Origin of the sequence: Pseudacidovorax intermedius (assembly GCF_001476815.1) — a bacterium.
Classification (GTDB): domain Bacteria; phylum Pseudomonadota; class Gammaproteobacteria; order Burkholderiales; family Burkholderiaceae_C; genus Xenophilus; species Xenophilus intermedius_A.
On record NZ_LDSL01000003.1, the window covers coordinates 1 to 12582 of the forward strand.

At 70.2% G+C, this 12582-nt stretch carries 11 protein-coding genes and 1 pseudogene; 3 read left to right on the plus strand and 9 right to left on the minus strand.

Annotated features, from left to right (window positions below; genetic code table 11):
- Positions 1-36: 36 nt before the first annotated feature.
- The 8 genes from NS331_RS00235 to NS331_RS00270 form a co-directional block, all read right to left on the minus strand.
- The gene (locus NS331_RS00235; RefSeq protein ID WP_058640019.1) at positions 37-2130 is read right to left on the minus strand and encodes an ABC-F family ATP-binding cassette domain-containing protein; all 2094 of its coding nucleotides are present in this window, start codon (positions 2128-2130) and stop codon (positions 37-39) included.
- Positions 2127-2987, minus strand: coding sequence for a 50S ribosomal protein L3 N(5)-glutamine methyltransferase (prmB, locus tag NS331_RS00240; protein WP_058640028.1), 861 nt, complete (start codon positions 2985-2987; stop codon positions 2127-2129). The genes NS331_RS00235 and prmB overlap by 4 nt, the downstream gene beginning before the upstream one ends.
- Before the next feature lie 19 nt (positions 2988-3006).
- Complete coding sequence (dapE, locus tag NS331_RS00245) at positions 3007-4176, minus strand: succinyl-diaminopimelate desuccinylase (RefSeq protein WP_058640020.1); 1170 nt, start codon at positions 4174-4176, stop codon at positions 3007-3009.
- A gap of 332 nt (positions 4177-4508) precedes the next feature.
- Positions 4509-5666, minus strand: a complete 1158-nt coding sequence (locus NS331_RS00250) for a PilT/PilU family type 4a pilus ATPase (protein ID WP_058640021.1) — start codon at positions 5664-5666, stop codon at positions 4509-4511.
- An 80-nt stretch (positions 5667-5746) separates the two neighbouring features.
- Positions 5747-6580, minus strand: coding sequence for a 2,3,4,5-tetrahydropyridine-2,6-dicarboxylate N-succinyltransferase (gene dapD, locus NS331_RS00255; protein ID WP_058640022.1), 834 nt, complete (start codon positions 6578-6580; stop codon positions 5747-5749).
- A gap of 34 nt (positions 6581-6614) precedes the next feature.
- Positions 6615-7823, minus strand: a complete 1209-nt coding sequence (gene dapC / locus NS331_RS00260; RefSeq protein ID WP_058640023.1) for a succinyldiaminopimelate transaminase — start codon at positions 7821-7823, stop codon at positions 6615-6617.
- A gap of 64 nt (positions 7824-7887) precedes the next feature.
- Positions 7888-9204, minus strand: coding sequence for an FAD-dependent oxidoreductase (locus NS331_RS00265; RefSeq protein ID WP_058640024.1), 1317 nt, complete (start codon positions 9202-9204; stop codon positions 7888-7890).
- 4 nt (positions 9205-9208) lie between these two features.
- The gene (locus NS331_RS00270; RefSeq protein ID WP_058640025.1) at positions 9209-10195 is read right to left on the minus strand and encodes a Bug family tripartite tricarboxylate transporter substrate binding protein; all 987 of its coding nucleotides are present in this window, start codon (positions 10193-10195) and stop codon (positions 9209-9211) included.
- Positions 10196-10318: 123 nt separating this feature from the next.
- Here NS331_RS00270 and NS331_RS00275 point away from each other — a divergent pair, with 123 nt between their 5' ends.
- Entirely contained in the window at positions 10319-11200 is an 882-nt protein-coding gene (locus NS331_RS00275) for a LysR family transcriptional regulator (RefSeq protein WP_058640026.1), read from the plus strand.
- Between the two features lie 17 nt (positions 11201-11217).
- Here the strand turns inward: NS331_RS00275 and NS331_RS26515 are convergent, their stop codons facing one another.
- Entirely contained in the window at positions 11218-11373 is a 156-nt protein-coding gene (locus NS331_RS26515; protein WP_193758016.1) for a hypothetical protein, read from the minus strand.
- A gap of 172 nt (positions 11374-11545) precedes the next feature.
- Here NS331_RS26515 and NS331_RS00280 point away from each other — a divergent pair, with 172 nt between their 5' ends.
- Both NS331_RS00280 and NS331_RS00285 read left to right on the plus strand, forming a co-directional pair.
- Positions 11546-11809: a helix-turn-helix domain-containing protein gene (locus tag NS331_RS00280; protein ID WP_058640027.1), complete on the plus strand. Its 264-nt coding sequence runs from the start codon at positions 11546-11548 to the stop codon at positions 11807-11809.
- Positions 11806-12573: pseudogene (locus NS331_RS00285) on the plus strand (M16 family metallopeptidase); the annotation flags it as partial. The gene NS331_RS00280 and the pseudogene NS331_RS00285, both read left to right, overlap by 4 nt.
- Positions 12574-12582: the final 9 nt, after the last annotated feature.

A 12582-nucleotide genomic window follows, 5' to 3' on the forward strand; every position in this document is an offset into this window, starting at 1 on the left:
CCGGCTGCTCAGGACCGGCTGCTCAGGACCGGCTGTTCAGGACCCGATGCCTTCCAGCGCCTCGGACAGTTCCAGCCAGCGCTCTTCCATCGCCTCGATCTCGTCGCCCAGTTGCTTGAGGCGCTTGCCGGCTTCCGCGATCTCGGCGGGCGGCAGCGGGCTGGCAAGGCGTGCTTCCAGGGCGCTCTTCTCGGCATTGGCCTGGGCCATGCGCTGGTCGAGGCTGGCGAGCTCCTTGCGCAGCGGCCGGCTCTGCTCGGCCAGGCGCTGGCGTTCGCGGGCGTCGTTCTGGCGCTGGGTGCGGCCGTCCACGGCAGCACTAACCGCAGCATGTGCCGGTGCGGTTGCCGGCGCGGATGCAGCGGCCTTTGCGGCAGGCGCGACGTCAGCAGCCTTCGTCGGCGCCGCAGCCGCGGCCGATGCCGATGCCGATGCCGATGCCAATGCCGCCGCCACCTCCGCGGCATTCGCCTGCTTGGCCTCCTCGCGCAGCCGCTTGGATTCGTCCAGCAGGTAGCGCTGGTAGTCGTCCAGGTCGCCGTCGAAATCGCGCACCTCGCCGCGGCCCACCAGCCAGAATTCGTCGCACACCGTGCGCAGCAGCGCCCGGTCGTGGCTGACCAGCATCAGCGTGCCTTCGAATTCGTTCAGGGCCATGGCCAGGGCCTCGCGCGTCGCCAGGTCCAGGTGGTTGGTCGGCTCGTCCAGCAGCAGCAGGTTGGGGCGCTGCCAGACCATCATGGCCAGCACCAGCCGCGCCTTCTCGCCGCCGCTCATGGTGCCCACCGGCTGCTTGACCATGTCGCCGCTGAAGTTGAAGCTGCCCAGGAAGCCGCGCAGGTCCTGCTCGGTGCGGGCGGCCGGCGCGGCGGAGCCCAGCTCGCGCGCCAGCCGCACCATGTGCTCCAGCGGGTTGCTGGTCTCGTGCAGCACGTCCAGCTCCTGCTGGGCGAAGTAGCCGATGGCCAGGCCCTTGCCCTCGGTCACGGTGCCGGAGACCAACTGCAGGTCGTGCGCCACCGTCTTCACGAAGGTGGACTTGCCCTGGCCGTTGGCGCCCAGGATGCCGATGCGCTGGCCCGCCAGCACGCCGCGGCTCACGCCCGACAGGATGGTGGTGGCGCTGCCGTCCTCATGCAGGTAGCCGAAGCTCGCGTCCGTGATGCTGAGCATCGGGTTGGGTAGGTTGGCCGGCTCCTTGAAGCTGAAGGTGAATTCGGCCTCGGCCAGCAGCGGCGCCACGCGCTCCATGCGCGCCAGGGCCTTGACGCGGCTCTGCGCCTGCTTGGCCTTGCTGGCCTTGGCCTTGAAGCGGTCGATGAACTTCTGCAGGTGGGCGATCTTTTCCTGCTGGCGCTCGTGGGCGATCTGCTGCTGCTCCATGCGCAGCGCGCGCATGTCCTCGAACTTGCTGTAGTTGCCGCCATAGCGCGTCAGCTTGGCCTGTTCGATGTGCACGGTGACGTCGGTCACGGCGTCCAGGAACTCGCGGTCGTGGCTGATGACGAGCATGGTGCCGTCGTACTTCTGCAGCCAGGCTTCGAGCCAGACCAGGGCGTCCAGGTCCAGGTGGTTGGTGGGCTCGTCGAGCAGCAGCAGGTCGCTGGGGCACATCAGCGCACGGGCCAGTTGAAGGCGCATGCGCCAGCCGCCCGAGAAGCTGTTGACCGGGCGCTCCAGCTCGTGCAGCTTGAAGCCCAGGCCCATGATCAGCGCCTGCGCCCGCGGCACGGCGTCGTGCTCGCCGGCATCGGCGATGTCGCTGTAGGCCTGGCCCAGGGCCATGCCGGCGTCGGCATCGTCCGGGTCGGCGGCATGCAGGGCCTCGGCCTGGGCCAGGGCCGCGCGGGCCTCGGCCAGCCGGGTGTCGCCGGCCACCACGAAGTCGGTGGCCGAGTCTTCCGTCTCGGGCATGTGCTGGGCCACCTGGGCCATGCGCCACTGCTTCGGGATGCTGAAGTCGCCGCCGTCTTCGTGCAGCGTACCGTTGAGCAGGGCGAACAGGGTGGACTTGCCGGCGCCGTTGCGGCCGACCAGGCCGACCTTCTCGCCGGGATTGAGGGTGACGCTCGCGCTGTCGAGCAGCACCTTGGTGCCGCGGCGCAGGACGACGTTGTTCAGGATGATCATGGATGGGCGACGAGGGCGTCGCGGGTCAGCAGCAGCACCTGGTCGTCGCCGGCGCTGGTCGAGAGCCAGACGGCCTCGAGGTGGGGAAAGGCGGCCTCGAAGAAAGGCCGCTCGTTGCCGATCTCCAGCACCAGCACGGCGTGTTCGCTCATGCGGGCGGGGGCGTCGGCGAGCAGGCGGCGCACGAAGTCCATGCCGTCGGCGCCGCCGGCCAGGGCCAGTTCGGGCTCGGCGCGGTATTCCTGCGGCAGCGCGGCCATGCTGGCGGCGTTGACGTAGGGCGGGTTGCACAGGATCAGGTCGTACACGCCGTCGACACCCGCCAGCCCGTCGGACGGCAGGAGGCGCACGCGGGCATCGAGCTGATGGCGCGCGACGTTGATGGCCGCGACCTCCAGGGCCTCGGTGGAGATGTCGGCGGCATCGACCTGCACCTCGGGCCAGGCCATGGCGGCCAGCACCGCCAGGCTGCCGTTGCCGGTGCACAGGTCCAGCACGCGGCGGGTGTGCTCGCCCAGCCAGTTGTCGATGCTGGCGTCGGCCAGCAGTTCGGCGATGAAGCTGCGCGGCACGATGGCGCGCTCGTCCACGTAGAAGTCCACGCCCTGCAGCCAGGCTTCCTTGGTCAGGTAGGCGGCGGGCTTGCGGGTGGCGATGCGCTCGTCCACCAGGGTGCGCACCTGCGCGGCGGCGCCCGGCGACACGGCACGTTCGGCGTTCTCGTCCAGCTGATCCAGCGGCAGCCGCAGGCGCCACAGCACCAGCCAGGCCGCTTCGTCGAAGGCGTTGGTGGTGCCGTGGCCGAAAGCGATGCCAGCCTCGGTCAGGCGCTGCTCGGCCTCCTGCACCAGGGCCATCACGGTGGTCTTGGCGTCGTCAGCCACGGGCGCCGGCCTCCAGCCGCTCGATGGTGCGGCGGTACATGTTCTTGAGGGTCTCGATGGCGTCGACCTCGATGTGCTCGTCGATCTTGTGGATGCTGGCGTTGACCGGGCCCAACTCCACCACCTGTGCGCAGACCTTGGCGATGAAGCGTGCATCGCTGGTGCCGCCGCTGGTGGACAGCTCGGTTTCGATGCCGGCCTCGTCGCGGATGGCCGCCTGCACGGCCTCGACCAGCGCGCCGGGGGTGGTGAGGAAGGGCAGGCCGCCGATGGTCCACTTCAGGTCGTAGTCGACACCGTGGGCATCCAGCACCGACTGCACCCGCTGCTGCAGCGCCTCGGGCGTGACCTCGGTGGAGAAGCGGAAATTGAAGTCGACCACCGCATTGCCCGGAATGACGTTGCTCGCGCCCGTGCCCGCGTGGATGTTGCTGATCTGCCAGCTGGTCGGCTGAAAGTAGGGATTGGGCTTCGGGTCCCAGCCGCCGGCGGCGTTGATGGCCACCAGCTCGGCCAGCGCCGGCGCTAAGGCATGCACCGGGTTCTTCGCCAGGTGCGGATAGGCGATGTGGCCCTGCACGCCGTGCACCGTCAGCCTGCCGCTCATGGTGCCGCGGCGGCCGTTCTTGATCATGTCGCCGCAGCGGGCCACCGACGTGGGCTCGCCGACGATGCAGTAGTCCAGCCGCTCGCCACGTGCCGCGAGGTGGTTGCAGACGACCACCGTGCCGTCCACGCCGGGGCCTTCCTCGTCGCTGGTCAGCAGCAGGGCCAGGCGCAGGGCGGGGTCGGGATGCGCGGCCAGGAATTCCTCGATGGCAACCACGAAGGCCGCCAGCGAGCTCTTCATGTCGCAGGCGCCGCGGCCGTAGAGCTTGCCGTCGCGGTGCGTGGGCGTGAAGGGCGGGCTGGTCCACTGGTCCAGCGGCCCGGTCGGCACCACGTCGGTGTGGCCGGCGAAGACGAGCGTGGGCGCCGTCGGCGCGCCACGCACCGCCCACAGGTTGGTCACGCGAAAGTCCTCGGGCCCGCTCACGATGGTCTCGAGCGCAAAGCCCAGCCGGGCCAGTCGCTCGCCCAGGATCTGCTGGCACTGCGCGTCATCGGGCGTGACGGAAGGGCAGGCGATCAGTGCTTCGGCGAGTTGCAGGGTTCGGGTCATGGCAATGGCGGAAAGAGAAGGACGCCAGAAAGCTGGTGTCCCAGAAAGTAATCAATGGAACGTTCATTCATGCAAGCAAGCCCGCACAGCGATGAATTCGCCAAGGGACGTGACCCCCCGCCGGAATCGAAAGGCCGCGGAGCAGGCCATGCCAGTGCACCCGTGGAACTGGCTTTGCCAAGCCACCTGGTGCGCCCCCCCTCCAAGCCGAAGGCGCCAGAGAGGGGCTGAGGGCCGCGGCTCCAAGCCTGCCAATGCAGGCTTGGACGTGCCCGAAGAGCAGCCGCCTCTGGCGGCCGCCCCGAGCGTTGAAGCGGCATGGGGGTGCCCCTTCAGCGCGCAGGCACGTCCAGCGTGATGTCGGTGAAAGTGGGCATCTCCGCCTGCTGCATCAGCGAGCCGTCGTTGCCCCGGTTTGCGTCGCGAGGCCGGTTGTCGTTCTGCAGCCGCCACATCAGGTTGGCCGGCGAATCGGCATGGGCCAGGCCCTCGTCGCGCGTCACCCGTCCTGCCAGCACGTGGTCGGCGATGGCCTCCTCGAAGGTCTGCGAGCCCTCGGCCATCGAATGTTCCATGGCGTCCTTGATGGCGTCGAAGTCCCCGCGCTCGATCAGGTCGCGCACCAGCGCGGTGTTCAGCATCACCTCGACCGCCGGCACGCGGCTGCCCTGCGGCGTGCGCAGCAGGCGCTGCGCGATCACGGCGCGCAGGCCGCTGGCCATGTCGTTGAGCAGCGTCGCCCGGGTTTCCAGCGGGTAGAAGCTCTGGATCCGGTTCAGCGCGCGGTAGGCATTGTTGGCATGCAGCGTGGCCAGCACCAGGTGGCCGGACTGGGCATAGGACAGCGCGGCGGTCATGGTCTCGCGGTCGCGGATCTCGCCGATCAGGATCACGTCGGGCGCCTGGCGCAGCGCGTTCTTCAGCGCGGCTTCGAGCGTGGCCGTGTCGCTGCCCACCTCGCGCTGGTTGACCACCGACTTCTTGTTCTGGAAGGCGAACTCGATCGGCTCCTCGATGGTGAGGATGTGGCCCGGCGTGCTCTCGTTGCGCAGGTCGATCATCGAGGCCAGCGTGGTCGACTTGCCCGAGCCGGTGGCGCCCACCATCAGGATCAGGCCGCGGCGCTCCATGATCAGCGACTTGAGGATGGGCGGCAGGCCCAGCGTGTCGAAGGCCGGCACGGTGACGGGAATGAAGCGCACCACCACCGCGCAGCTGCCGCGCTGGCGCATGGCGCTCACACGGAAGCTGCCCACGTCGCGCAGCGGCACGGCGGTGTTGAGCTCGCCGGTGCGCTCGAAGTCGGCCATGCGCTTCTCGTCGATGATCTCGCGCAGCAGCTCCAGCGGTGCCGACACCGGCAGGATCTGGTTGTTGATCGGCATGCACTGGCCGTTGATGCGGATCAGCGCCGCCGCCTTGGGCGACAGGTAGACGTCGGACGCCTGGCGTTCGGCCATCAGGCGAAGAATGCGCTCCATCGTGCCCATGTCGGCTCCCTGTGGTGTATGCGGCGGGGGTGGTGAAGGGGATGCAAGAAGAAGGCCGCCCGAAGGCGGCCGGTCGGCGCTCAGTCGCGCAGCAGGTCGTTGAGGCTGGTCTTGGAGCGGGTCTGCGCGTCCACCGTCTTGACGATGACGGCGGCGTAGGTGCTGTAGTCCTGGCCAGACTTGGTCTTCTTGGGCAGGCTGCCGCTGATGACCACGCTGCCCGAGGGCACGCGGCCGTAGCTGATCTCGCCCGTGTCGCGGTTGAAGATCGGCGTGCTCTGGCCGATGTACACGCCCATGCCCAGCACCGAGTTCTCTTCGACGATCACGCCTTCGACCACCTCGGAGCGGGCGCCGATGAAGCAGTTGTCCTCGATGATGGTCGGGTTGGCCTGCAGCGGCTCCAGCACGCCGCCCAGGCCGACGCCGCCGGACAGGTGCACGTTCTTGCCGACCTGGGCGCAGCTGCCCACGGTGGCCCAGGTGTCGACCATGGTGCCTTCGTCCACGTAGGCGCCGATGTTGACGTAGCTGGGCATCAGGATCGCGCCCTTGGCGATGTAGCTGCCGCGGCGGGCCACGGCCGGCGGCACGATGCGCACGCCGGCCTGCTTCAGCTCGTCGGCCGACAGGTGCGAGAACTTGGTCTGCACCTTGTCGTAGAAGCCCAGGCTGCCGGCCTGGATCTGCTCGTTGTCCTTGAGGCGGAAGGACAGCAGCACGGCCTTCTTGACCCACTGGTGCACCGTCCACTGGCCCACGCCCTCGCGCGTGGCCACGCGCAGGCTGCCGTTGTTGAGCTGGACGATCACGTGCTCGACCGCGTCTGCCACTTCCTTGGGCGCCTGGCTGGGGGAGAGGGCGGCGCGGTCGTCCCACGCGGTGTCGATGATCTGTTGCAGTTGCTGGGTCATGGGATCGGGTGATCGAAGAAAGAGGGGGTGCGGCTCAGGCCGAAGGCGCGCGGGTGGCGAACTCGGCGATGCGGCGCGCGGCTTCGGCGCATTCGGCGGTGTCGGCCACCAGGGCCATCCGCACGCGCCCGCGGCCGGGGTTGCTGCCCTGCGCCTCGCGCGCGAGGTAGCTGCCGGGCAGAACCGTGACATTGTATTGAGCGTACAGCGCCCGGGCGAAGGCGGCGTCGTCGCCCTTCCAGGCGGCGGGCACGCCGGCCCAGAGGTAGAAGCTGGCATCGGGCAGGCGCACGTCCAGCACCGGCGCCAGGATCGGCGTGACGGTGGCGAACTTGCGGCGGTACTGCTCGCGGTTGTCCACCACATGGGTTTCGTCCCCCCAGGCGGCGATGCTGGCGGCGGCCACGCTGCCGCTCATGGCGCTGCCGTGGTAGGTGCGGTAGAGCAGGAAGCGCTTGACGATCCCGGCGTCGCCAGCCACGAAGCCGCTGCGCAGGCCCGGGACGTTGCTGCGCTTGGAGAGCGAGGTGAGGGCGATCAGCCGGCGGAAGTCGCGCCCCAGTTTGGCCGCCGCTTCCAGCCCGCCCAGCGGCGGCTCGTCGCGGAAGTAGATCTCGCTGTAGCACTCGTCCGAGGCGATGACGAAGCCGTGCGCGTCGGACAGCGCGAAGAGCTTGCGCCATTCCTCCAGCGGCATCACGGCGCCGGTCGGGTTGCCGGGCGAGCAGACGTACACCAGCTGGGTGCGCTGCCAGACCTCGGCGGGCACGCTGTCCCAGTCCACGGCGAAGTTGCGCGCCGGATCGCTCGGCGCGTACCAGACGTCGGCCCCGGCCAGCAGGGCCGCGCCCTCGTAGATCTGATAGAAGGGATTGGGCGAGACGACGATGGGCCGCGGCGTGCGGCTGCCGTCCACCACGGTCTGGGCGAGTGCGAACAGCGCCTCGCGCGAGCCGTTGACCGGCAGCACTTGCGTGGCCGGGTCCAGCGCCAGGCCGTAGCGCTTTTGCAGCCAGTCGGTGAAGGCGGTGCGCAGCTTCAGGTCGCCGGCGGTGGCCGGATAGCCAGCGAGGGAATCGAGGCCGTCGATGAGGGCCTGTTTGATGAAGGGCGGAGTGGGATGCTTGGGTTCGCCGATGCCCAGGCTGATGGGCGAGTAGGCGGCGTTGGGCGTGACGCCGGCAAAGAGCTGCCGCAGCCGTTCGAAGGGATAGGGCTGCAGCCTGTCGAGCAGGGGATTCATGGGCGCGGATTATCGGCGCAGCCCGTCACACGGCGCACCGGCCGCACCGGCCCCCACCGACGTGTCAGGCCAGACAGGCGCCGTCGGCCAGCAACTGGCGCTGCAGCGCCTGCACGTCGATGGCGCGCAGGTCGGCGCCACCGTCCGCGCGCACGGCCATCGCCGCCGCCGTCCCGGCGGCCTGGCCCATCGCCATGCAGATCGTCATCACCCGCACGGCCGCCAGCGCCTCGTGCGTGGCCGAGATGCCGCGGCCGGCCACCAGGGCGTTGTCGAGCCCGCGCGGGATCAGGCTGCGCAGCGGGATGCGGTAGGCATGCGCCTCGCCCAGCGAGCGGTAGGTCAGCCCGCCACCCGCCGCGGGGTGGATGTCGATGGGATAGGCGCCGGCCGCAATCGCATCGGCGAAGGGTTCGGGCCGCAGCAGTTCCTCGGCGGTGAGCACGTGGTCGCCCGCCACGCGCCGCGTCTCGCGGATGCCGACCTGGGTGCCGAAGTTCAGCAGCCGGCCCCGCTCGCAGCCCGGCAGTTCGCGCTGCAGGAAGGCCGCGGCGCGCCAGGCCTGGCGGCGGCCTTCGATCTCGGCCCGGCCGAGGGCCATGGGGTCGGTGGCGTCGATGCCCAGCCGGCTGATGTTGAACCAGCCGTCATCGGAGAAGGTGTCGCGCGCCAGGTGCAGGGCGGCGCGGGCCAGCTCGCCCTGTTCGAAGCCGCGGCGGGCGATGGCCTCCTTCTCTTCGTTGCTCACGGCGTCGAGCCGCGCGAAGTCGATGGGGCCGAAGCGGAACATCATGGTCGCGGGCTGCAGTGCCTCGTCCTCGCCCAGTTCGAGGAAGGTGGCACCGGCATGCTTCATGGCGTCCATGTCGCCCGAGGTGTCGATCAGCACCTGCGGCCGCACGGTGCGCGGGCCGCCCTTGGTCAGCACGCGTGCCGAGGCGATGCGCCGTCCCTCGCGCTGCACGTCGAGCAGCGTGGCATGCAGCAGCGGCTGCACGCCGGCCTCGCGCACCAGGTCGTCCAGCACCAGCTTGAGCAGCTCGGGCGCGTATTCGACCCGGTCCATCCGGTGGCCGGTGGACATGACGAAGCTGTGGTGCTCGCCCGCGCCGCCGTAGTCGCGCAGGCGGTCCACCACCTCCTGCGCCAGACCGGCCACCACGCGGCGGCCGGCGGCGGTCTGCCAGCTGTTGAACTGCGCGACGGCGCCGGCCGTGGCATTGCCGCCCAGGAAGCCGTAGCGCTCCATCAGCACGGTGCGGGCACCCTGGCGCGCGGCGGCCACGGCGGCGACCGTGCCGGCCACGCCGCCGCCGCAGACCAGCACATCGGCCTCGATGGCGGGCACGGCTTCGGCCAGATTCGGCGTCGTCGGCGTCATCGACTCAGCCCGCCTTGATGCCGCGCGACTTGACGATGTCGGCATAGCGGCGCGTCTCGGCCTGCAGGAAACGGGCGGTGGCCTGGCGGTCCATCACCACGGGCGCCACATTGAGCATGGCGAACTTGGACTTGACCGTCTCCGACGCCAGCACCTTGGCCAGCGCCGCCTCGAGCCGTGCCAGCGCGGCCGGCGCCATGCTGCCGTGCGGGGCCAGCAGGGCGGCCCAGCCGCGCACCTCCAGCGCCGGATAGCCCAGCGACGTGACCGTCGGCACACCCGGCAACTCCGCCACCGGCTGCGAGGAGGACACCGCCAGCGCCCGCAGCTTGCCCGCCTTGATGTGCGGCGCCACGCTCGGCAGGTTGAGGAAGCCGAAGCCCAGCAGGCCGCTGATCAGGTCGGGCATGAGCGCGCTTTCGCCCTTGTAGGCCACGGGCACGATCTCGGCGCCCACTTGGCCGGCGAAGATTTCCGAGGCGATGTGCGCGAGCGTGCCGGTGCCGCTGTTTCCGGCGCTCAGCTGCCCCGGCCTGGCCTTGGCCTGCGCCACCAGCTCCTGCATCGAGCGGATGGGCGAGCTGGCCGGCACCACCAGCACCAGCGGCTGGTCGGACACCATGCCCACCGCGTCGAAGTCGGCGATGGGGTCGTAGCCGATCTGCGGATTCAGCGCTGGGTTGATGATCATGCTGTTGCTGGCCATCAGCAGCGTGTGGCCGTCGCGCGCCTGGGCCGCGGCCATCACGCCGATGGCGCTGCCGGCGCCGGGCTTGTTCTCGACGATCACGGCCTGACCCAGCAACGGCGCCAGCAGGTCGCCCAGGACGCGGGCCGAACTGTCCGCACCGCCGCCCGGCGCGAAGGGCACGATGATCCGCACGGTCTTGGTGGGCCATTCGGCCTGGGCGTGGCTGGTGAAGGGCAGGACGCCCGCGCCCGAGGCGGCGAGCCAGCCGAGCGCAGCCCGGCGGGTGAATCGAAGGGTCATGGAATGCGTGTCTCCGTCTTTTGCTACGGGCGGGATCATGGCGGCTTGTTCGCTTGCCGTGAAATACCAAGACGCGCGATCTGCATAACATGCCGTTATGCACGCCCAGCCCCATTGCCGACCATGAACCTGCGCCAGATCGAAGTCTTCCGCGCCGTGATGCTGGCCGGCTCCATCACCGATGCCGCGCGGCTGCTGCACGTGTCGCAGCCCGGCATCAGCCGCATGCTGTCGCACATCGAACTGCAGCTGGGCCTGACGCTCTTCGAGCGTGGCCGCGGCCGGCTGCGGCCGACGCCCGAAGCCCAGGCGCTGTACGAGGAGGTCGAGTCGGTCTACCGCGGCGTGCGGGGCATCGAAACCCGCGCCCAGGCGCTGCGCGATGGCGCCGGCCTGCGCCTTCGCGTGCTGTGCAGCCCCAGCGCCGGGCTGGAACGGGTGCCGCGGGCCCTGCATGCGCTGTCGCAGCGCTTTCCGTCGGCGCAGCTCTACATGGAGACGCTGCGCGCCCGCGAGATGGTGGGCCAGCTCGTGCACCATGAGGCCGACATCGCCATCTGCACAGTGCCCGTCACGCATCCGCTGCTGAGCGCGCAGACGCTGGGGCACTGGAAGATGGGCTGCGTCTTTCCGGCCGACCACGCCTTTGCGCAACGGCGCACCGTGCGCCTGGCCGACCTGCTGCGCGAGCCCCTGATCGCCTTCAGTGAGGACACGCCGCAAGGGCAGCTGATGCGCAAGGCAGCGGAGAAGGCGGGGCGGGTGCCGACGTCGCGCATCGAAGTGCGTTCGGGCCAGGCGGCCTGCGCGCTGGTGGCCAGCGGGGCCGGCGTGGCGCTGGTGGACGACCTCACGGCGCGGGCGTGGCAGAACGGGCGGCTGGCCTGGCGGCCGATCGCGGCCGCGCCGACGCAGCCGGTGCTGGCGGTCCGGCACAGGGCGATGCCGCCCTCCAGCCTGGCCGATGCGCTGCTGGGCCTGATGACCGAAGCACTGAGGGATTAGGGCAGGGCGCGCGCCGTTCAGGGCCCCTGGACCTTCTTCGGCGCCAGCGCGTCCCGTGCCTTCTTCTCCTTCTCCTTCTTCGCCTGGTCGTGGTGCCATTTGATGGAGAGAAACATGCACGTACCGAACACGATCACCTTGAAGGCGATGAAGACGACGGGAACCCAATCCATGGTTTTCTGCGGCCAGCGGGTGGCGCGAGTTGTTGTCTGCGGGAGCGTCCGCGGACCGATTGGAGGCGTTTTGCGGCACCGGGGAAACTGGACAAATTGCCCTCGGACCCGTCGTCCACGGGATTCCGGCCTGGCGGCCGGCCGCGCCGCCCACCGCCGCGACAATGCACCGATGACCCAAGGCAAGCGCATATCCACAGACATCGGCGAAGACGCCCGGGCCGCCATCCAGGCACTGGGCGCGGCCGCCAAGGCCGCACGGCTGGCGGCCGGGGAGGGGCAGGCCGCAGCGGCGGCGCGGCTGGGTGTGCATGTGCAGACCATCGGGCGCATCGAAGCCGGCGAGCCCGGCGTCTCGGTCGGCCACATGGTGGGCCTGCTGGCCCTGTACGGCCTGCGCGTCGGCGCGCAGCAGACGGAGGCCGCCGGGCGATGACGGCGCCCGCGCAACGACAAGGCACGGCGCTCCTGCGCCAGCTGCCCAACGGCGTGCGCCTGCTCGTGGTGCCCATGCCGCATGTGCAGAGCGCCAGCGTCGGCGTGTTCCTGCGCGTCGGCTCCCGCGACGAGACGCCGGCCACCAACGGCATCAGCCACGTGCTGGAGCACATGGCGTTCAAAGGCACCGCCAGCCGTTCGGTGCAAGCCATCAACCTGGACGCCGAGCGCCTGGGCGCCGACGTCAATGCCTTCACCGGCAAGGACTTCACCGGCTACTTCATGACCGGCCTGGGCCAGCATGCCGACCCGCTGCTGCGCATGACGGCCGACATCGTGCTCAACAGCACCTTTCCCGCCCAGGAACTCCAGCGCGAGCTGGAGGTGATCCGCCAGGAGGCGCTGGAGTACGACGAGGACCCGCAGGACAGCGCTGACGTGCTGCTGGACCGCGCCATCTGGGGCGACGCGCCCATGGGCATGCCCGTGATCGGCACGCTGGCCAACATCGAGGGCTTCGTCCGCGACGACCTGCTGCGCCACGTGCAGGCGCACCACGTGGGGCCGAAGACGGTGGTGGCGGCGGCCGGCAACGTCGATGCGGCAGCCTGGATGGCGCTGGCCGCCGAGCTGTTCGCCGGCATGCCGTCCGGGGCCGAGCCTTCGGCCGCCCAGCCGCCCGCGGCCACGCCCTATGCGGGGCAGGCGCTGGCGCGGCGCTTCGCGCAGGTGTCGCAGGTGTTCCTGAACATCGCCTGGCCCGCATAGGGC